This is a genomic window from Sodalis sp. RH16, assembly GCF_047324245.1.
Taxonomy (GTDB): Bacteria; Pseudomonadota; Gammaproteobacteria; order Enterobacterales; family Enterobacteriaceae; genus Acerihabitans; species Acerihabitans ligni.
The window spans coordinates 3,921,426-3,943,207 of record NZ_CP178737.1 but is presented as its reverse complement, the minus strand read 5'-3'; the positions used below and the strand labels follow the sequence as shown (position 1 = coordinate 3,943,207).

Annotated in this window: 14 protein-coding genes and 1 pseudogene; 8 read left to right on the top strand and 7 right to left on the bottom strand. The window is 59.2% G+C overall.

The genetic code is table 11. The features are described from left to right. The first annotated feature begins 64 nt into the window (after nucleotides 1–64). The 8 genes from ACL2XJ_RS18130 to ACL2XJ_RS18095 all read left to right on the top strand — a co-directional run bounded on the left by ACL2XJ_RS18130 (nucleotide 65) and on the right by ACL2XJ_RS18095 (nucleotide 8,500). Entirely contained in the window at nucleotides 65–991 is a 927-nt protein-coding gene (locus ACL2XJ_RS18130) for an allantoinase PuuE (protein ID WP_203521947.1), read from the top strand. After that, nucleotides 984–1,442, top strand: coding sequence for an ureidoglycolate lyase (locus tag ACL2XJ_RS18125; protein ID WP_413724016.1), 459 nt, complete (start codon nucleotides 984–986; stop codon nucleotides 1,440–1,442). The genes ACL2XJ_RS18130 and ACL2XJ_RS18125 overlap by 8 nt, the downstream gene beginning before the upstream one ends. 69 nt (nucleotides 1,443–1,511) lie before the next feature. Continuing rightward, on the top strand, nucleotides 1,512–3,107 hold the full coding sequence (locus ACL2XJ_RS18120; protein ID WP_132922251.1) for an ABC transporter substrate-binding protein: 1,596 nt from the start codon (nucleotides 1,512–1,514) through the stop codon (nucleotides 3,105–3,107). A 70-nt stretch (nucleotides 3,108–3,177) separates the two neighbouring features. Then, nucleotides 3,178–4,224: an ABC transporter permease gene (locus ACL2XJ_RS18115; RefSeq protein ID WP_203521949.1), complete on the top strand. Its 1,047-nt coding sequence runs from the start codon at nucleotides 3,178–3,180 to the stop codon at nucleotides 4,222–4,224. Next, nucleotides 4,221–5,177 carry an ABC transporter permease gene (locus tag ACL2XJ_RS18110; protein ID WP_413724015.1) on the top strand — a complete coding sequence of 319 codons (957 nt, stop codon included), beginning with the start codon at nucleotides 4,221–4,223 and terminating at the stop codon, nucleotides 5,175–5,177. Before ACL2XJ_RS18115 ends, ACL2XJ_RS18110 begins: the two co-directional genes overlap by 4 nt. Continuing rightward, the gene (locus ACL2XJ_RS18105) at nucleotides 5,158–6,819 is read left to right on the top strand and encodes an ATP-binding cassette domain-containing protein (protein ID WP_413724014.1); all 1,662 of its coding nucleotides are present in this window, start codon (nucleotides 5,158–5,160) and stop codon (nucleotides 6,817–6,819) included. Before ACL2XJ_RS18110 ends, ACL2XJ_RS18105 begins: the two co-directional genes overlap by 20 nt. Further along, complete coding sequence (locus ACL2XJ_RS18100) at nucleotides 6,816–7,748, top strand: NAD-dependent epimerase/dehydratase family protein (RefSeq protein WP_413724013.1); 933 nt, start codon at nucleotides 6,816–6,818, stop codon at nucleotides 7,746–7,748. The genes ACL2XJ_RS18105 and ACL2XJ_RS18100 overlap by 4 nt, the downstream gene beginning before the upstream one ends. Next, nucleotides 7,745–8,500, top strand: coding sequence for a 3-oxoacyl-ACP reductase family protein (locus ACL2XJ_RS18095; RefSeq protein WP_132922254.1), 756 nt, complete (start codon nucleotides 7,745–7,747; stop codon nucleotides 8,498–8,500). Before ACL2XJ_RS18100 ends, ACL2XJ_RS18095 begins: the two co-directional genes overlap by 4 nt. Before the next feature lie 307 nt (nucleotides 8,501–8,807). Here ACL2XJ_RS18095 and ACL2XJ_RS18090 read toward each other — a convergent pair whose 3' ends face one another. From ACL2XJ_RS18090 to ACL2XJ_RS18060, 7 genes and pseudogenes are all read right to left on the bottom strand, one after another. Further along, on the bottom strand, nucleotides 8,808–10,199 hold the full coding sequence (locus ACL2XJ_RS18090; protein ID WP_413724012.1) for an NAD-dependent succinate-semialdehyde dehydrogenase: 1,392 nt from the start codon (nucleotides 10,197–10,199) through the stop codon (nucleotides 8,808–8,810). Between the two features lie 219 nt (nucleotides 10,200–10,418). Then, a complete protein-coding gene (locus tag ACL2XJ_RS18085) occupies nucleotides 10,419–13,274 on the bottom strand; it encodes a sulfide/dihydroorotate dehydrogenase-like FAD/NAD-binding protein (RefSeq protein ID WP_413724011.1) in 2,856 nt (951 codons plus the stop codon). Further along, nucleotides 13,271–18,259 (bottom strand): 2-oxoacid:acceptor oxidoreductase family protein, encoded by a 4,989-nt coding sequence (locus ACL2XJ_RS18080; protein WP_413724010.1) that lies wholly within the window; start codon nucleotides 18,257–18,259, stop codon nucleotides 13,271–13,273. The genes ACL2XJ_RS18085 and ACL2XJ_RS18080 overlap by 4 nt, the downstream gene beginning before the upstream one ends. Nucleotides 18,260–18,900: 641 nt before the next feature. Further along, a complete protein-coding gene (locus ACL2XJ_RS18075; RefSeq protein WP_413724009.1) occupies nucleotides 18,901–19,386 on the bottom strand; it encodes a GNAT family N-acetyltransferase in 486 nt (161 codons plus the stop codon). 90 nt (nucleotides 19,387–19,476) lie between these two features. Beyond that, nucleotides 19,477–19,636, bottom strand: a pseudogene (locus ACL2XJ_RS18070) (Rpn family recombination-promoting nuclease/putative transposase); the annotation flags it as partial. A 345-nt stretch (nucleotides 19,637–19,981) separates the two neighbouring features. Beyond that, nucleotides 19,982–21,244, bottom strand: coding sequence for an MFS transporter (locus ACL2XJ_RS18065; RefSeq protein ID WP_132922259.1), 1,263 nt, complete (start codon nucleotides 21,242–21,244; stop codon nucleotides 19,982–19,984). A gap of 184 nt (nucleotides 21,245–21,428) precedes the next feature. After that, nucleotides 21,429–21,623, bottom strand: a complete 195-nt coding sequence (locus ACL2XJ_RS18060) for an HD domain-containing protein (RefSeq protein ID WP_413724008.1) — start codon at nucleotides 21,621–21,623, stop codon at nucleotides 21,429–21,431. Nucleotides 21,624–21,782 lie beyond the last annotated feature (159 nt).

The following is a 21,782-nucleotide window of genomic DNA, read 5'->3' as shown; positions in this document are numbered from 1 at the left end:
GCAATTGCTTTATTATTGTATCAATAATTGCATGCAATATTGCAGACAAAAAAATGAGGTTATCATGTCCGCTGACGCAAAACCCTATCCGCCGCGTGATTTAATCGGCTATGGCAATCGCCGGCCTTCGGGACGCTGGCAAAATGGCGCCCGTCTCGCCATCAATGTCGTGGTGAATTATGAAGAGGGTTCCGAACGCTCATTCGCCATGGGCGATGGCGATCAGGAACCGATGACCGAATGGGGCAGCTACGCCTTTCCCGCCGATATCCGCAATATGGCCATGGAATCCATGTATGAATACGGTTCCCGGGTCGGGGTATGGCGCATTCTGGAAGCGCTGGATGCCGCGGCCGTGCCCAGCACTTTTTTCGCCTGCGCCCTGGCCTTTGAACAGAATCCCGACGTGGCCCGCGCGGTGGTAAACAACGGCCACGAGGTTTGCAGCCATGGCTACCGCTGGGAAGAGGTGTTCCGGCTGACCCGCGAACAGGAAAAACACCATATCGACCTTGCCGTCGCCTCGTTCGAAAAAACCTGTGGTAAACGCCCGGTAGGCTGGTACTGCCGTTATGGCGCCAGTATCCATACCCGCGAATTGATTAGCGAGGAAGGGGGTTTCCTGTATGACTCCGACGCCTATAACGACGACATCCCTTTTTTTGTCGATGTCAAAGGCCAGTCGCGGCTGGTACTGCCCTATACCTGCGATGTCAATGATATCCGCTTCTGGAATTCCCCCGGATTGATCCAGGCGGAAGATTTTTTCCAGTACATGAAAGAGAGCTTCGAGGTGCTGTACGCCGAGGCGGCACAGGGCCCGCGCATGATGTCAATCGGCCTGCATCCCCGGATGGTGGGCCGTCCCGGGCGGATCCGCGCCCTGAAGCGGTTTTTCGATTATGCCGGCCAGTATAGCGATGTCTGGTTTACCACCCGTGAGGCCATTGCCCTGGACTGGCTGGCCCGTCAAGGCTCCGCGGATGCGTAACATCATTGCGCTGCCCATAACCCCGGCCCTCTTCGCCCCGTTCGGCATCCTGCTGTCGACGGACGGGCTGCGGGCGGAGCACCGGCACAACGCACCGCAAAGCCAGACCTACATCGAAACCCTGTGGGCGCCGGCGCAATCGGGTCATTGCGACATTCAACGGATGGAAAGGCACGGGTTTTCCACCCAGACCTTCTTTCCGCTGGATGTGAGCCGGTACCTGGTGGTGGTGTGTCCCGGCGGCGACGGGGATCGGCCGGATACCGCCCGCGCCCTGGCGTTCGTCGTGGACGGGCGCATGGCTCTCCAATACCACCGGGGAACCTGGCACTGCAATATGGCGGCCCTGGACCGGCCGGGGCTGTTTGCCAATCTGGTGCAGAAAAACCACGGCGAGGATGATTGCACCGTTATCACTGTCCCCCCCTTTCGGGTGACGTTACCGAGCTGACCGCTCACGGCAAGGCCCAACGGTCTCTCAACCCATTGTTTAGCCGTTTTACGACTGAGGGAAAGTAACATGACCATTTTGAACAAGCATTCATCCATCCTGTCGGCCGCCGCGCTGCTCTGGCTGGCCTGCGCCGGACCGGCAAACGCGCAAACGGCGGCTGAAACGCTGCTGGTGGGCGGGCCGCGCACGCCGGAATCGCTGGATCAGGAATACCCGCCCACCGAGGCCGGACACGAAGCACGCCGCAATATCTTTGAACGTCTGCTGGCCTACGGCAGTAAAACCGACCCGGCCAGCGGCGCACGGGTGGAGGATTTCAGTAAAATCGAAGGGGACCTGGCGGAAAGCTACGCGCTGTCGCCGGATCATCAATCCATAACCTTCCATCTGCGTAAAGGGGTGAAAAGCGCCGCCGGCAATGAAATGACCGCCGACGATGTGATGTGGACCTTCGAACGGGGCTGGAATATGAAAGCCACCTTCTATTGGTATATGACCCAGATACTGAAGGTGGCCGATTTCAGTTCATTCCAGAAAGTGGACGCCTATACCGTCAAGGTGAGCATCCCCCATCCGTCGCTGTTGCTGGATCGCCTGTGGGTCAATAACGATTTGGGCATCATCGACAGCAAGGATATCAAAAAGCACCTGACCGCCGAGGATCCCTGGGGCGCCCGCTACCTCTCCTCCCATTCCGCGTCCTTCGCCCCTTACTTTATCAGCCGCTTCGCGCCGGGCCAGGAAGTGGTGTATGAGGCTAATCCCTACTACTTCCGCGGTCCCGCCGCCATCAAGCGCGTGGTATTTCGTGAAATGCCCACCTCGTCCAACCGCCTGGCGGCGCTACAGGCCGGTTCCATCGACGTGGCGGAATGGCTGACGCCTAGAGAGATAAGTCTGGCGGACAAGATACCCACGGTAAAAGTATGGAAGGTTTACGGCAATTACACCCACCGGCTGGAAATGAACAACAATACGCCGCCGTTCGATAAGGTGGAAGTCCGGCAAGCCATGAACTACCTGGTACAGCGGCCCGAGCTGGAACAAAGCGTATACATGGGTACCGCCCGTCCCACCAAGAGCCCGGTGGCGGAGATCTACCCGGCCTATACCGGCGACTATTTCCCCTACACCTTCGATGTGCAAAAAGCCAAGGCGCTGCTGGCCAAGGCCGGCTATCCCAACGGTTTCAAGACCCAAATCGGCTACCGCACCGGCGAGCCCATCGAAGAACAACTGGCGGTGGCGCTGAAATCCACCTTCGCCCAGGCCAATATCGATGCCCAGTTGGTGAATTTGCCCTCTTCCAGCCTGGTGGAACGTTATTCCAAAGGCCAGATGCCGATGTTTTTCATCCGCGATATGGCAATCGTGCCGGACGCGGCCTACGGCGCCAATTTGTTTATCAATAGTAAATCCATGGTCAACTACTCGCACTACAAAAACCCGCAGGTGGACCAGATGATCGATAACGCGTTGATCTCCACCGATAACGCCGCCCGCGATGCGGATATGAAAAAAGTGCAGCGGACCGTGATTGAAGAAGCGCCCTGGGTTTTCCTGTTCAATCCCGGCTATCAGCTGGCGGTGAGCAAAAAAGTGACCGGCTTCTCCTGGTATACCCCCAACAGCAATAGTTGGTACGACTTTCGCAAGGATTAACCAGCGTTAAGCGGGCCCGGCGCTGCGCTGGCGCGCCGGGATGTTTTTTATATTGCAGAAGGTGCAGGTGATGCTTGCCACTATTCAGAAACAGTGGGATATCCTCCCGCGTTGGCTGCAGATTATCCTGGGGCGACTGGTGCTGGTGGTGCCGCAGATGTTCGGGGTGCTGCTGGTGACGTTTTTCCTGATCCGGCTGTTGCCCGGCGATCCGGCGGTGCTGCTGCTGGGCAATATGGCGACCCCGGAAGCGGTGGCGCAGCTGCGCGACCGGCTGGGATTAAATCACAGCATATGGGTCCAGTTCGCCGACTATGTTCGGCATATTTTCCAGGGCGATCTCGGCATCTCTATTTTTACCTCCAACCCGGTTACCGTCGATTTGCTCGACCGGGCGCCGGCCACCCTTGAGCTGATAGGTTATGCCCTGGTGCTGATGGTGGTGGTGGCCATCGCGCTGGCCATCGCATCCGTGGTGTGGCGCGGCGGCTTTATCGATCTCTTTGCCCGCGTATACGGTCTGGCGGCCGGGGCGATACCGGATTTCTGGATCGGCCTGCTGCTGATCTTCTTTTTCTACAGCGTGCTGGGCTGGGCCGCGCCGCCGTTCGGCCGCCTGGACGCCATCCTTTCGCCGCCGCCCTACGTGACCGGTTTTTATACCATCGACAGCCTGCTGGCCGGCTCACTGGAAACATTCCGTTCCAGCGTCGGCCGGCTGATCCTGCCGGTTATTACCGTGGCGGTGGTGAACGCCGGCGCGCTGATGAAAATGACCCACAGCGTGTTTTCGGGCGTATGGCGCAGCGAATTCGTACAGCACGGCCGCGCCAGCGGCCTGTCGGAAGCGCAGCTGGTGCGCATGGCGCTGCGCAACAGCCTGCCGCCCATTATCACCATTGTCGGTTTCATCACCGGCTTCCTGCTCGGTTCGGCGGTGCTGGTGGAGACCATTTTCTCCTGGGGCGGCCTGGGACAATATGCGGTACAAGCGGTGATCAACAGCGACTACCCGGCCCTGCAGGGATTTATCCTGGTGGCCGCGGTGTTTGTACTGCTGGTTTACCTGGCGGTGGATATTCTGTATGAACTGGCCGATCCGAGGATTCGCACATGAGACGCCTTCTTTTCATCCTGCACCGCCCGGCGGCTCTGTTTGGCCTGCTGCTGATGGTATTGCAAATCGTACTTATCCTGTTTGCTCCGCTGCTGATGCCGTTCGACCCCATGCAGGCCGATCCGTTGGCCAGCCTGCAGGCGCCCTCGGCCGCGCACTGGTTCGGCACCGACATCAACGGCATGGACGTGCTGTCGCGCGTTATCTATGCCACGCGCATTAATCTGCTGATAAGCGTTGTCTCGGTGTTTATCGCTTTTGTCGTCGGCGTGCCCCTGGGGCTGCTTATCGGTTATTACCGCAACCCTTTTTCCCATTTTGCCATGCGGGTTTTCGATTTTATCCAGTCTTTCCCGATCTTTGTGCTGGGCATGGCGCTGGTATCGGTCACCGGCCAGGAAATCTGGAACGTGGCCATTGTGCTGGCGGTACTGTTTATTCCGGTCTTCGCCCGGCTGATCCGGGCCGAAGTGCTGTCGCTGCGCGATCGTCCGTTTGTGGCGGCGGCCCGCTGCAGCGGCGCCGGCGACCGTCATATCATGTTTTCCCATTTACTGCCCAACGCCATGCTGCCGGCCATGATCCAGGTTTCCATTTCCATCGGCATGGCGATCCTGCTGACCGCCGGACTGTCGTTCGTCGGCGCGGGGGTGCGGATGCCCACCCCCGAATGGGGGCTGATGGTGGCCGGCGGCGCACAGCAGATGATCCTGGGGGTATGGTGGGTTTCGCTGTTTCCAGGCGTGGCCATTGTCTTTTCGGTGCTGAGTTTCGCCCTGCTGGGAGACGCAATCCGCGATTGGCTTGATCCCCATAAAGTCCGCCGCAGCGGCAGCCTCGGCGGCAAGGGGATTGCAAAAGCCGTTCCTCTGCCGGAAGAGACCCGGCAGGCCGCGCCCCGGCAAAAAGCGCACCGCCCGACGGAGGCCCTCCATGATTCGTCGCCAAACTGATAACCCGGCGGTCATGACCGTTGAAGACCTGACCGTGACCATCGGCGCAGCGCCGTCCGCCGATACCGTCCTGGACGGCGTCAGCTTTGAATTGCTGCCCAACGAAATACTGGGCATCGTCGGCGAAACCGGCGCCGGTAAATCGATGCTGGCCCGGGCCCTGATGAACCTGCTGCCGGAGGGGGCCGTACAGCGCGCCGGTCGTATCGCCCTTGGCGGCAAAACCATCGGGGAGATGAGCCCCCGGGAACGGCAAAAAGTGCGCGGCGGCAACATCGCCCTGATAGGCACCAACGCCAAGGCGCTGCTGGATCCGGTACAGACGGTAGGCCGGCAGATCGTGCGGGTCTTGCAGCGCCATCGTCCGCAGCCGAAGGCCGATGCCTGGCAAACCATGGTAAACCTGCTGACGGAAGTGGGCATTGTCGATCCCGCCAACCGGGCCAACGCTTACCCCCATGAGCTCTCGGGCGGGATGGCGCAACGGGTGGTTATCGCCATGGCGCTGGTGGCCGAGCCGGCCATTTTGCTGGCCGACGATGCCACCCTGGGCCTGGATGCCACGGTATCGGTCCAGGTATTGGATATGCTGGTATCGCGCTGCAAGGCCCGCGGCCTGTCGGTGGTGCTGATAACCCACGACCTGGGCATTATCGCCCATTACTGCCAGCGGGTGGCCATTATGCGCCGGGGACGCTTCGTGGAAATCGACGACGTCAACCGTTTCCTGGCCGGCCCGGCCCTGCCCTACAGCCAGGCATTGCTGGCCGCCGCCCTGGCCCGCCCGTTGCCGGCCACGCACCGGGACAGCGGCGATCGGCGCCCGCTGCTGGAAGTCACCGGGCTGGTCAAACTGTTCCCGGGCAAACGGCCGGGGCAAACGGTACGCGCGGTGGACAATGTCTCGTTTGTTATAGAGCGCGGCCAGACCTTGGCGCTGGTGGGTGAAAGCGGCTCCGGCAAAACCACCATCGGACAATGCCTTATACAGCTACTGCCCATGACAAGCGGTATCGTGACCTTTGACGGCCAGCATATCAGCGCCATGGAGCCCAGGCTGTTCCGGCCGCTGCGCAAGCGTATCCAAATGGTATTCCAGGAACCCTACGTAGCGCTCAATCCCCGTTGGCAGGTACGCCGTCTGATGGATGAACCACTGCGTATGCTGGAAAACCTGTCGGCGCGGCAGCGGCGGGAACGGGTCGCCCAGGGATTGGACCTGGTCAATCTGCCGGCCCATTACGCCGAATGGTATCCCCATGAACTCAGCGCCGGCGAGCAAAAACGGGTGGGCATCGCCCGCGCCCTCATCTCCCGGCCCGATTTTGTGATTTTTGACGAACCCACCACCGCCCTGGATATCCGGGTACGGGCGCAGATTATAGATCTTATCCGCGAACTGCAGTCCAGGATGCATCTCACCGCGCTGTTTATCACCCACGATCTCAATTCGGTGCGGTCGCTGGCCCACCACGTGGCGGTCATGAACAAAGGCCGCATCGTGGAACAGGGTCCGGTGGACACCATCTTCAACGCGCCCGCGGATCCCTATACCCTCAAGCTGCTGTCGGCGGAACTGTCCATCGAGGGTAAACCACCGGCGGCAGTACCGCTGCCGTCTTCCGGCGAGACTTTATCATGACTGACGAATCCATCCTGATCACCGGTGCCAACGGTCTGATTGGCCGGCATCTGCTCAACCGCCTGGTACGGGAAGGCCGGCGGGCAATCGGTATCGATCTGGCCGCCCGTGACGCCCCGGATCGGGTGTTGGCCTGCGATATTACCGATATCCATCGCCTTTACGGCCTGGCCCGGCAATATTCGCTGACCGATATTATCCATTGCGGCGCCATCTCGGGTCCGATGGTAATGCTGGACAACCCTTACGGCATTATCCGCGCCAATGTCGACGGCACCGCCAATATCATGGAAATGGCCCGCGTCATGGGCCTGAGCCGCCTGGTGTTCTGTTCCTCCACCAGCGCCTATGGCCCCACCGACGATACCGGCGCGGGGATCACCGAACGGGCGCCGCTGCGCCCCGGCAGCGTCTACGGCGCCAGCAAGGTGGCCTGCGAGCAGCTATTGGCCGCCTACCGCCGTCAGCACGGCCAGGACAATGTCGCCATCCGGCTGTCCTGGGTCTATGGCCCCGGCCGTACCACCGATTGCGTTATCCGCTCCCTGATTACCGCCGTACTGCGGCGCCAGGCGGTGGAGTGGCCGTGGGGCGCCGATTTCCACCGCCAGTATATTTATGTGGACGACGCGGCTTCGGCGCTGCTGGCGGCGCTGGATGCCCCCCGCTGTCCCGACGGCGTTTATACCGCTACCGGAGGCAGCTACCTGACCCTGGCCGAGGTGGCGGAAACCGTACAGCAGGTGTTGGGACAGGGGCAGATCCGGTTCGCCGACGGACCCGACCCCCTGGATGATGTCCAGCACCGTTTTGATATTTCCGCCATCGCCGACGGGCTGGGATTCGTTCCCCATTATTCATTGTCACAGGGCATCCGTGCCTATGCCGACTGGCTGGCACCGCTGATATCACAGGAGATACACCCATGAATGTCTTTAGTCTTGAAGGACGCCGCGCGCTGGTGACCGGCGGCAGCCGCGGCATCGGAGCCGAGATCGTCGCGCTTTTCGCCGAACAGGGCGCCAGCGTGGGGTATTGCCAGTACGGCGACGACGACAATGCCCTCGCCCTGGCGGAAAATATGGCGCGGCGCGGCCTGCCGGTAGTCCACACCCGTTGCGACGTCGCCGACGAAGACCAGGTCGCGGCCATGGGCCGCTGGGCCGGCGAAACGCTGGGGGAGGTGGATATTCTGGTCAACTGCGCCGGCATCGGCGGTGATTTGCTGTTCCATGAGCTTAGCGTCGCGGCTTTCGACCGCATGATTGCCGTTCACATGCGCGGGACCTTCCTGGTGACCCGCACGTTTTTCCAGGGCATGATCGACCGGCGCTGGGGCCGGGTGATTAATTTTTCCTCGCAGCTGGCGTTTAAAGGCGCACCCGGCCAGGCCCACTATTGCGCGGCCAAGGGCGCGATAGTGGGTTTCACCAGGGCCTTATCCTATGAAGGCGCCCCCCATGGCGTCACGGTGAACGCCATCGCGCCCGGGCCGGTGGAAACCGATATGCTGATGGGATTGTCCGACGCATGGCGCGCCATGAAACAGGCGCAGCTTCCCATCGGCCGTTTCGGTTTTCCCCGGGAAATCGCGCCCACCGCCCTGCTGCTGGCTTCCGAAGCCGGTTCCTATTATGTGGGGCAAAACCTCTCCCCCAACGGCGGCGATGTGATGATCTGAAACAGGGTCCGCCGCGGAGGAACGTGGGTGTCTAACGCGTGAGGGGAGAGATTAAAAAGCCGGCCAATAGAGGCTATTGGCCGCAGACTGCTGACAAACGTACTCGGCGTTGATAAGGAGGGACAGGCTGCCAGAAGAGTAAACCGTCCGCGCCAGGGATGGCGCGGATCGAGCCTCCAGGGATGGATTCACGGCGTGTTTACGATTTGGTAGCCTGCCCCGACCGGACACTTTGTCAACAAACCCCGGCCAATAGAGGCTATTGGCCGGCTCCGCTGTGAAGGTGGCGGGACTGTTAACGGACGGGTTAAAACTCGGCGTTGATATCCACCACCGACACCAGCTTGTGGTTAACGAACTCCTTGATGCCGAGCCCGATAAGCTCGCGTCCATAGCCGGAGCGCCGAACGCCGCCGAACGGCAGGTCCGCTTTCACCCGGGTGGGATGGTTGATATAAACCATGCCGGTGGAGAATTTCCGCGCCAATTCCGCCCCATGCTTGGCATCAGCGGTAAATATCGAGCCGCCCAGGCCGAAGGGGGAATCATTGGCGATGCGCAGGGCATCGTCCTCGTCTTTGGCGCGAAAGATCATGGAGACCGGGCCGAAATATTCCATGGAATAGGCCGGGTTATCCTCCGCCACGTTGGTCAGGATGGTGGGCTGAACAAACGCGCCCTGCGCAGGGACCTTCGGGCCGACTTCCGTGGCGGTAGCGCCATGTTCCACCGCCAGACGGATTTTTTGTTTCACCTCATCGGCGGCTTCCTGCGACGACAAGGGCGCCAGGGTGGTGTTTTCCAGCAGGGGATCGCCGGCGCGCAGCGCCGCCACGCCTTGGGTATAGCGGGTCAGGAAATCATCATAGACGTCGTCAACCACGATCATGCGTTTAGATGAAACACACACCTGGCCGCCGTTCCAATGCCGTCCGAAGACCGCCCATTTCACCGTAGGCTCCATGTCGGCATCCGCCAGGACAATAAAGGCATCCGCCCCGCCCAGTTCAAGGGTGGATTTTTTCAGTGCTTTCGCCGCCTGCTGGGCCACCAGCGCGCCGGCGCCTTCCGAGCCCGTCAGCGCCACGCCCTGGACATGGGGATGGTTAAGGATAAGCTCGATCTGCGAGCGGGTGGCATACAGATTGGTAAACGCGCCGTCCGGCAATCCCGCTTCATGCATAAGCTGCTCAAAAATAGCCGCCGCCTGGGGAACGTTGGAGGCGTGTTTCAGCAGCAGGGTATTCCCGGCTGAAAGCTGCGGCGCAATGATACGGGCTATCTGGTAATAGGGGAAATTCCAGGGTTCGATGGCCAGCAGCACGCCCAGCGGCTCATGATAAACCACCGACTCCGCTTCTTCGGGTTTCGCTACGGTGAGTTTTTCCGGTTCCAGCAGGGTTTCGGCATTGTTGGCGTAAAACTCGAAAATCTGCGCCGACAGTTCCACTTCGGCTTTCGCCTCGGACAGTATCTTCCCCATTTCCAGGGTCAAGATTTTGGCGTAACGCTCGCTGTTGTCGCGCAGAATATCCGCGGCGCGCTGCATGATTTTACTACGCGCCTGGAAAGACTGGTCCTTCCAGGAGAGAAAAGCTTTGTGCGCATGCTCTATAGCAGTCAACACTTCTTCATCGGTTGCGTCGGGAAAGGTTTTCACTACCTGGCCGGTAAACGGATTCTTGGTTGCATAAGCCATTACTGTATTCCTTCACATTTTATTTACATCACAGAAGCATTTGATAATACTCCTCGCAACTTTATTTTACAGCAACGTTAATATTTCGACACAAAATAGCGGTTAATTTGGCTGGAATGCTGAAAACAACTGGCATATCGGATGGATGTTGGCACAAAAAACTTTTGGATGGTGGTCCCCCCGTGCATCGCTTTGACACCGTCCGGGGGGACCCTGGTATTACGCGAAGCCGTGCCGCCGTTTGCTGGCCTGCTCCTGCGCGCTGAATTGATTAAAACGCGGCAGGAACTTGTCCCAGTCGATAAGATGTCCGTCGATTTCCGGACCATCGATACAGGCGTGTTTGCGCACCAGCCGGCCATCGATGTTGACCGGCACCATACAGGCGCCGCACATGCCGGTGGCATCCACCATGATGGAGTTCAGACTGGCAACGGTCTTGACGCCGTACGTGCGCGTCAAGTCGCACACCGCACGCATCATCAGCGGCGGGCCGATGGTGACGACTTCGGCTATCTCCCTGCCGCTCCCTTGCCGATTGGCTTTAAGCAGCTCTTCCAAGGGGCCGGTAACGAAGCCTTTGACGCCGTAACTGCCGTCGTTACTGGTATAGATGACGTCCAGCAATCCCGGATAACGCTGCTGCAGCTTGCCGATGCGTTCGTCGCCGCGGGTCCAGAACAGCAGGGAATCATTGCGGAAACCGGCAATAAGCGTGACATGGTTACCGGCGCGTAAATGCTCCCGCATAATGGGATAGACCGGCGGCAGGCCGACGCCGCCGGCGGTGAACACCACCGTTTCGCCGGTCCCATAGGCGTGCAGGACGCTGGGCCGGCCGAGAGGACCGGCGATGCCGGCGAAGGCATCCCCTACCTGCATCCGGTTAATCGCCATACTGCTGCTGCCCAGCCCCTGCACCACCAGGCAGAGGGTGCCTTTCTCCGCATCCCAGTCGGCCAGGGTCAGGGGGATCAGTTCGCCGTTGGCCCACGGCAGTACGCGGACAAATTGTCCGGCGCGGGCGGCGCGGGCGATAAGCGGCGCATGGACGATAAACTCGACGATACCCTCCGCCAGTTCAATTTTCTCCAGAATGGTTTTCGGGGCGGCGCCCAGCTTGGAGTAGCTCCCGGCCAGGCTTACCCTGGACCGGATATCCCCGGCGGACAGGTTCATGTCGCCGAGAATTTCACGGGCCGCCGCCTGGCCGTCGCCGGCGGCATTGATGGCGGTGGAACCTCCCCGCGACGCATCGCCCCCGGAATATACGCCGTCGAGGGAGGTTTGCTGCGAGCCCCGGCCAAGCTCGACGGTGCCCCAGCGGGTGGTATGCAGATCCGGCTCCGCGTCTTTGATAATGGGATTGGGGGAGTTGCCCAGGGCCATAATCACCAGATCCACCGCCATAGGCTCTTTCTCACCGGTGGCCGCCGGGCTGCGGCGGCCGGAGGCATCCGGATCCCCCAGGGCCATGACATCGAGCATGGCCTGCCGGACGAAATGGGTCTTATCGTCGCCGATAAACTCGCAGGGAGCGCGCAGGACCTTAAGCACAATGCCCTCCTCCTGCGCATGCCGCAGCTCTTCCACCCGCGCCGGCATTTCACTCTCGGTGCGGCGATAGACGATGGTAACGTCGCCCCCCAGGCGCAGAGCGGTACGGGCCGCATCCATAGCGGTATTGCCGCCGCCGATAACCATCACCCGCTTGCCGCGTATTTCCGGTAGCGGCGTTTCATAGCCTTCACGGGCCCCCTGCATCAGGTTGACGCGGGTGAGAAACTCGTTGGCCGACATCACGTTAAGCAGATGCTCGCCGGGCACGTTCATAAAGCGCGGCAGCCCGGCGCCGGTGCCGACGAAAATCTTCCAGAATCCGGCGTTCTTCAGATCTTCGAGGGTGGCGGTTTTACCCACCACAAAATTGGTGACAAATCTGCCCCCCAGCAGCGTTATCTTGTCCACCACATCGTTAATCAGTTCATTGGGCAGCCGGAACTCCGGAATGCCATACCGCAACACCCCGCCCAGGGCGTGGAACGCTTCGAACACCGTCACCGGAAATCCCTCCGCCGCCAGCAGATAGGCATTTATCAGTCCGGCGGGCCCGGAACCCACCACCGCGATAGGGGGTTTCACCGCCTGCAGCCAGGGATCGGAAGGCGGGAGGGAATCCTCGGCGGCGCCGCCGGCGAACAGCTTATCCCGCTGGGGCAGGTACCATTCAAGCTGGCCGATTTCAATCGGCCGCTTTTGGTGGGTGCATACCCCCTGGCACTGCAACTCCTGCGGGCAGACCCGTCCCGTGACGTTGGGCAGGGGATTGCAGCTTTGTATCAACTCCATGGCCTGGCGAAAGCGGCCGGTACCCAGCAGGCTGAGCATTTGCGGAATATGGATTTTTACCGGGCATCCGCCTTTGGGCTCCGGCCGGCCGGGCTCCGCGAGACCGATTTCACAGGGTTTTTCCTCGCACTGCTTGTCGCGCAGCGCTTCGAGCCAGACCAGCAGTTCCACTTCCCGTGCGCTGTAGCCCACATTCATATACCCGAGGTAACCCTGATTCACCAGTTCAAAATCCCGCGCGCGCAGCTGCGGGTCGCGAATATAGGGCGGAATGGCGTTTTCCGCCGGCCAGTTCTCCGACAATCCCAGGAACACCGGATATCTCTGCGACAGATGCCGGTCAAGGGCGCGAATGAATTTACGTTTGAGCTTCAGGGGAACATCCCAGATAAAACGCATCAGCACCCTGCTGGCGTCATCGTCCCGCAACAGCAGTTCCCATAAGACATGGGTAAATTCAGCGCCCAGTTCCTCCTGCCGGAACTCCCAGGCCACCGCCTCGGTCCCGTCGGCGATGAACATGTCGCGAAAAACCCGCGGATCGTTTTGCAGCCGTCGGCCCAGGAGCTCCATTTGCCGGTGGTAGGTCTCCACCGGCTCCGTCTGTTCCAGCGCCTCCAGCTGCGCGCGCGTATTTTCCAGCGCGCTGCCGGCCTTGAGATAGCGGTGCAATACGCTCTGCGGCGAACCTTCCTGCGTTGATGAAATCGTGTTTTCGCTGCTCATTGTATGATCTCCGCATCGCAGTTGGCCGCCACCCGTTCAATACGGCGTTTCAGCTCCGGCGTGATGGTTATGCGTTCCAGCACGCCGGGGATCATATGGGCGACTTCCCGGCTTTCACCGTTGAAAGCCACCAGGGTTCTTTCGAAGATCTCGGGCAAATCCTGATAGCAGGTTTTGCAATTGGTGCATTTCTCCTGATCTTCCGGGGAGAGCGTTACCGGCGCTTCGCCGCCGGCCGCGGCCGCGGGAGACGCGCCGGGGGATGAAGCATCGTCCACCATACTGATGGGAATGGTACCGGCGCCCGCCGCCGGCGCCTTGCTGGACGTCGCCAGCCGGGACATGGCGCGGGCAATGACGTCCATGGCCGTGTCCCGTTGCCGCAGGGAAGCCTCATATTGCGACTGTAGCGCACTGATGGCGGCATCATGTTCAGCCGCCATTTTTCCGGCATGCCGGCCGGCAAGATATTGCAGCATCCGCCAGTACTTACGCCGCTCCTCCACCAGTTCGATGAGGGACGGCGAGACACCCAGCTTGATCAGATGCCGATTGGCGTCAACGGAATAGACAAAGGCAATGCTTTGCGCCCGTTCATCCGGCGGTAGATCGATATAGTCCTCCACCGCCACCGTAGACCGGCCATCGGTATTATCGATAGCATGGAATTGCTTCCTGAAGCGGTTTTCCCCCAGGGCGAAGACCGCCGGCGTCAGCGCCATGTTGAGCAGTTGCAATCCGCCGTTTTCATCAAGGTATTCCAGGGTGGTGCCGGCCCAATCCTTGTCCGTATCGGGATTACCCTCCAGGGAGAACCACTCGTGCAGTGAAGCGCCGCGGCGCGTATCGTGCACAAACACCGGGTTCATCCGGCTTTCCACCGCCAGCCGGCCATGCCGGGCGGCGGCGGCGTCGGTAATGCCGTGTTCGCTCTGGCAAGGGGTATAGATATCCATCACCGCCGGTCCCCCGCTATAGCGGAGGAACTCCAGCGTATTTTTGAGGAAGTGCCCCGGCAGCGCGGTGGTGCTGGAACAGACAAACACATCCGGATGGAAGGAGGCAATCAATCCCAGTTCCTTGCGCGCTTCATGCTTGCCGCCCTGGGCCTTGCCGATACGGGCCAGGTCGGCGTCCTGGCCGATAAAGCTGGACGTGGAGGCCTGGCCGCCGGTATTGGAATATACGCCGGTATTGAGCACTACTACCTTGAGCGGCGTGCCGCTGGTTAAAATGCGCGATAGCGCGCCAAAACCGATATCGTAGGTGGCGCCGTCTCCGCCGATGGTCATGACCGTCGGCAGCAGGGCCAGTTCGTCAGCGGTGAAGCCGGTCCAGTCCAGGTAGCGGAGCGCCGCATCGTGCTGCTCCGGCAGGTATTGATCCGCCAGCTCAAGACGGGCCAGGCGCAGCGCGCGGATATCGTTCACCGACTGCGCGGCAAGCCCTTCGAACATCCCTTTGGCCAGGGGCTGGGCATCCTGGAACAGGCTGTTGACCCAAGGATCGTTATAGCAGTTGTACGGGAAGGTCGAGGCGTAAACGCTGCTGCAGCCGGTGGAATTGGCGATAACGGCCCCCGCCGGGCCATTGCCGCCGGGGCCGCCTTCGTAGAGATACAGCCTTTTTTCCAGCGTGCCGATAAGACCGTCCAGGCGCTCGCGCCGGGTTTCTTCGGCAGCGGGCAGCGCGCTCCGTTTTTCGTTCAGACGGGAAATAAGGTCTTCCAGCTCACGCCGGTGATCCTGCTGACGCTTATGGGTGACGGCATGGTTGGCGGATACCACCAAACGGATGGCCGTTACCTCGCCGCAGCCGCGGCACCCGCCGTGGCCGCCGGTGGTGGCGTAATAATTACCGGGATCAAGCAGCAGCCGCTTGATGTCGCCATCGGGCTTGAGCGCGTCGGCATAAAAACGCGCCGGCGTTTTCGGCAGCGTGGTCATAAATTCAAAGCGGGCCTGCAGAGTCTGCTGCAACGGCGCATCCTGGAAACGCTCACTCAGCGCGCCGGGCCCGCAGACGCTGATGCATTCAAGGCAACCGGTGCATTTCCACGGATCGATGACGGCGGCATACAGGCCGCCGCCGGTACCGTTTTTTTCCGCCGCATCAAAGAACGGACGGGTCCGCGCCACGGGATAGGCCGCCAGTACGTCGGCCAGTTTGGCAAAGTCGGTTCGCAGGGCCGCCGCGTCGATGACCAGACCCGCCGCCGCATCGGCGACGACTTCATGAAAAGGCCGCGGCGTTTTGCTTTGACGATAGGTTTCCCGCACCGCATCCGCCAGCGGATAAAGATGTGCCGCCATGGCCTCGCGCCGGCTTTCGGCCAGGCCGAGGCGGCGGATACCTTCCAGCAGCAGTTCATGGATATCATGTACCGAATTCGGAATCGCCGCATCCGGGCAAACCAGCGCACACTCCATACAGCCGGTGCATGCCTCGGCGTGAAACTCGGGCACGGAACGGCGGAACAGTCCTTTATCCTTCGCGCTCGCGGTGCCGGCGGGCATAAACAGCCCGGCGCCGGGCAATACAGGCGCTTCGCCGATGGTGCCTTCCCGGAAGGGACGCGCGACGGTTTCTTCATAATAGTCATGGTCGAAAAGACCGTTCAGCACCGATGTTTGTGCCGAGTGTTCCCCATCGGCGGACAACGACAGCCCATACGGATTTGCCGACAGACGTTGGCCGTCGGCGTCGGCAAATTCAGCCGAGGCGTAATCGACGCGTTGGGTGGCTGCAATGCCGTCGTGGATTACCGCCATATTGCCTTCAACCACCGCGCCGCCCTTGGCGCCGAACTTCTTGCCGATTTGCTGGCGGATTTTCGCCAGGATGGCGTCGGCGGATGATCCCGCCGAGACCCGCTCCACATGCCCCACCACCGCGCCGATAAAGGCGATGCCCATCATGCGGGTTTCCAGTTCCGGCGTCGGCGCGTGTTTTTTTGCGACGGCAAACGCATCGATTATCAGAAAACGGATAGCCTTGTCCCGCAGGGTCTTGCGGGCCGAAGCCGGCAATTCCCGCCAAACCTCTTCGGCAGCAAGATTGGATTGCATGATAAACGTGCCCCCGGACGTCAGACCGCGCAGGGGGTTGGTATGACTAAAGACCTTATGGTCCGGCGAAATAACGATTTCCACATCTTCCAATTCAGCATTGGTGATTTTTACCGGCTCCGGACTGAGGGTGATGTAATAATTGGTGGGCGCGCCGCTCTTTTCCGAACCGTATTTCGGCGCCGATTTGGAGTGCATGTCCAAAGCGCCCGCCAGAATGTCGGTTAACAGTTTACCGGTGGCGATGGTGCCATAGCCCCCCACCGAGTGGAAACGGATACGGAAAGCGCCTTCCGGCAACAAATTCGGGTTCGGCCCGGTATTAAGCGCCATCCGTTCGGTTTCAGGATATGCCCCTTTCAGGCGCGCCTGGAGTTTATCCAAATAGGGGGACGGCGTCGGGGAAAAGAACTGTGAACCCAGATAGATCAAAGGCGCACCCTGCCCGTCCGACATATTCTTGAAGGCGGCAATCAAATGCCGCGGCTGCAAATCGTGCCCGCCAAGGCCGAAAATGGCGGTGGTAAGCGTCGGCATGGACTGGAGAGCGGGAATTCCCGCGTGGCGCACCCCATCGGCATTTTCCCGTGCCTGGAACAGGGCACGGGTCACCCGGACGGTAAGTTCCGTCTGATCGGAACGTTCCAGCACCGTCACGGCCCGCTTGCCCCGCAGGGCCGCCACCACTTCCGCATCCGGGAATGGCTGCAGCAGCTTAACGGCCACCAGCCCCACTTTTTGTCCCTGGCGGCGCAGATACGCCACCACGGCTTCGATGTCATCGGTAACGGATCCCAACGCCACCATGACGTCCTCGGCGTCTTCACACATAAAGGTCTTCACCGGCTGGTAGCGGCGTCCGGTCAACTCGCCGTATTCCGCCATCGCCTGACGCACCAGCGCCGGCACGTCGCTGGCGAAATGCGTGCGGTGATCCGCCGACCCGGCCTGGAAATCCGGCTGGTTCTGCACCCCGCCTGTCAGACCCGGATTATTGACGTCGATTAACGCCGGCACTCGCTGCCGGGTACCCCGTTCAAAGGCGTTCAGCCACTGCCGCCGCCAGGGAGCATGCAGCTCAGCGGGCAGCCAGTCCAGGGTCGGCGCCATCAGGAGGCCTTGCAAATCCTGTTCGATGGATTCCCCGTGAAGCTCCAGGTAGCTTTGCAGCATAGTCCGCTCATCGGCGGCAATGTCCGCCTGGTGACGGGAGAGGTACGCTTTAAGCTGAAATACGCGGCCTTTGGCGCCATAGAGCATCTCCTGCGCCGCGGTCGGCGCCTTGATGCGCCCGGCCGGGTCCCCCAGATATTCCGCCAACAGCGCCGGCTCCGGCAGCAGCGCTTCGCACAGCATATGGCTGGTGGAAAATCCGTCCATGGCGTTGGCGACCGGAATGAGGGACAGTGAAGAGACCCGGTAGGCTATGGCCGCCAGATCCGCCGCTTCCTGGGGATTCGCGCCGAAAAGGATAGTGTATCCGGACGGGAGCAGCGCGTAGACATCATCATGGCCGGCCATCACGTTTAACGAATGTTTTGACACCACCCGCGCCGCCACCTGCAGTACAAAACCCCCCACCTTCTTGCCCACTGTGACGTAGTGGGATTCCATCGCATAAAGAATGCCTTGGCTTGACGAGGCGTTCGAGATGAATTGCCCGCCGGTCAATGCCGCCCCGAGCGCACCGCTCTGGGCCGAATGCTCCCCTTCCGGGCTGAAGAAAAACGGATGCTTGCCCCAGACGTTGACGCCGCCCTCAGCGCGGGCGGCTTCGAAAATCTCTGCAATTTCCGTCGACGGGGTTATGGGATAACCGATAACGCCGCCACAAACGTGATTCATGATGTAGGCAACAGCGCCATTGCCATGAATCACACTGGGAATGCCTGGATATTTCACTTTATTGTTTTTCATAATGACTTGTCTGTAGGGTGGGTAATATATTAAGCCGTGCTAACCTGCGGCGGCGCCTTTATAAAACATCACGTTTTGATATCGTATCTCTGCGTTACATTAAATACGTTTAGGCTACCGGCTACACTCACAAGACCTTAATACATCATACGAAACTAATGTCCCGTTTCCCCTCTATCCCCCGCGGGTTATAACCCCAAGGGAAGACCGGCAGACGCTTTCATGTCCCTCTCCCCGCCGCTGAAAGAGACAGCGCCGCCGGGACGTGCATCCGGGCAACGGCTTTTCAGATACGGCGGCAGAGCGTAAAAACCCTTCTTCTTATATGGTTATACCCAGAGAATGTAGCCGATTTTTGCCGATAAAAAGCGGCCTTATATCACGCGGCGACGCTTTTCCCGATCGCAACTGAACTGCCCCCCAAACCGTGGACAGATCCTGTCCTCACGATGAGGCTCGTTCAAAGGACTCGGGATTGATTTTGCCCAGATGGCTGTGCCGGCGGGCGCCGGTCTTTGGCAGCGGGGAAAGCGAGTTCGACGGCATGCGGGGCACGCCCGTACCGTTCCAACGTCGGAGGGAAAGGGGGCGGGCCAGGGCGAATGCCGCAGGTAGCAAAATTCAGAACGTGAAAAAACGAACTAGAAGGCAGCGCTGTTTAGTTTTCTCGCCTTATTGATACCGGTAACGGCAAAACCCACTTTTTTATAGAGATTACGCGCCGCCAGATTATCCGGATCTACGCGTAACGTAATGGCGGTATTACCGTTTTGCGCCAGCTGATAGAAGAGTTCCGTCAAGGCCTCGGTCCCCAGCCTTTGCTTTCGATACTCTGGCAAGATATAGAAATCCATGATGAATGCGGTATTATCCTTCGCAGAAGACAAAATCCAGATATATCCCACGTTATGCTGGGCACCCTCAAGGCTTTTTACGATACGGTATAAGACATTGTTATTTTTTCCGGCCTCAGCCAAAAATGAAGAATCGATGATATTGACCGCTTTTTCATGGGCGTCATAGTCGCTGAGCTTGTGATTCCGTACCAAATCCATTTCATATTCATAAATAAATAGGGTCCGATAAGCTTCAAATTCTTTTCCGTGACCTTTTATAGGGACTAACATATCTGTGCCTTTTTCAATCTTGCGAATTATTTGTCCTTAAAATACTCGCAAAAGTGTAAAAAAAGTACCTAAAATATTTATCACCCCCCTGGCTGCCATGCTGTAGCGCAGCAGGAGAAACGCCATCATCTCGACCGCGCTGGACTGGTGCTCGATGAGGCAATAGACATATCCCTCTCCTTCCGAGGTTTTCATACTGTAGAGCATATCTGAGTACTGGGTGATCGTCCTCGACAAAAGAGCCAAAGGAAATGGACAACGAGCCAGAATATAAATGCCATCTGGAGCGAACAGCATAGAGAATAAATTTTCATGGAATTTCACAATTCTATGAAATACGACCTTTTGTTTCTTTATATTGGCAGCCACAATTGATTTATGACAATAAACTGAAACCCATGCGGTATTTGAAAAGAATAATTATCAGGATTGGTTATTCTTCTCCCGTTTAATTTATATCACACTCTTTTACTGTTAAATATTCTGTGGAGACCCAGCGATTAGCTTCTTAACGGACAACACTCAACGCAGAGAAGCGCGGCGATAGCGGGTTGCGCCCCGCTACCGCCGCCGGCAATTCTGGATAATCAATGGATTAGAGCGTATCCGCCGCGCCCTCTTTAAAGCCCGCCTCGTTATCCAGCCGCTGGCGGCGCCGCAGATTGGGGAACCAGGCCATCCACAGTCCCACCACCAGCAGGGTGCCGATCCCCCCCAGCGCCGCCGCCGGCACCGCCCCCAGCCACGCCGCCAGCATGCCCGATTCGAATTCGCCGAGCTGGTTGGAGGTATTGACAAATATTGAATTAACGGCGTTAACGCGACCGCGCATCTCGTCGGGAGTATCCAGCTGTACCAGCGCGCCGCGAATCACCATGCTTATCATGTCAAACGCGCCGAGGGCGAACAATGCCACCAGCGACAGCCAAAGCACCGTGGATAACGCAAACACCAGGGTGGCAATGCCGAAACCCGCCACCGCGCCGAACATAATCATGCCCACGCGATGCTCCAGGGAACGGCGGCTCAGCCAGAAACCCATCAGCAGCGCCCCTACCGCCGGCGCGCCCCGCAGCAAACCCAGGCCCCAGGGGCCGGTATGCAATATGTCCTTGGCGAAGATCGGCATCAGCGCCGTGGCGCCCCCCAGCAGCACGGCAAACAGATCCAGCGAAATCACCCCCAGCACATCGGGGCGGGCGCGGATAAAACGCACGCCGGCGAACAGGGTAGAAAAGCTGGCCGGCTCGCGGCGCGGCGGCGACTGTTCATAGCGCAGCAGGCCCACCATCACCATCGACACCAGATAAAGCAGACCGGTTACCAGATAGACCATACCGGCCCCCGCCACATACAGCAGGCCGCCCAGCGCGGGACCGGCTATCATCGCGGCCTCGCTGGAGACAGAGGTCGCGGCGGTGGCGCGCGCCAACATGGACGGCGGCACCAGCGCCGGCACCATTGACTGAAGGGCCGGCGCCTCGATGGCCTTGGCCACCGACATAAGAAACACCAGCCCCAGGATAATGATTTCATCCACAAAGTGCAGCAGGGTTAACGCCGCCAGCATGATCACGGCGAGCCACTCGACGACTTGGCCGAACAACACGATACGGCGGCGATCGTACTGGTCCGCCATATGGCCGGCGGGCAATGCCAGGGCCACCGAAGGCAGGAACTGCGCCATACCTATCAGCCCCAGATCCAATGCGCGGCCGGTGGTGGCGTATATTTGCCAGCTCACCACGATGGACAGCATCTGAAAACCAAAGCTGGAACCGGTACGGGCCAGCCAGAAAGCGACAAAAGAGCGATGGTGCAACAGCGAATCCGCGCTGGCGGAAGCAGAAGAAGACATAACCAATCCTGATATCTATTATTACGGTCTTGCCTGACACGCGGCGCTGTGCATTCTGCCGGTTAGCAATTTACCCCTTTTCACCGGTACTTTTCACAAGTGCTTAACAGCAACTTATCATACATACCGGTATTGCTACCATACCAACCAATGCTGTCGATACCAATAGTCTTCTAATCAAATATCACCACATTCGCGAGGAACATGACGCCAACATGGCCTTACTCCCGAAAAGATGGTTTTGCACCATGAGATTGCCACAGGCCGCTACATCCAGGCAATGATAAGCAAGCAGATGATACGGTTCATCCCCGATTTGATCCTTTTTGCGCGCTTTTCCCCAATAACAAAGATAATCTGGTGTTGAATTGTTAATCATTTTTATTTACACCTGATAACGAATATCACTGAAAACAAAATAACTAATACTTAACAATTGTCATAATAGTAAGTAATCAATAGTATATTGAACACTACTTAATTTTTTATTGTTGAGTATATTATTTAAGCTGGTTTTGCCTTTGTATTTTCAATGACG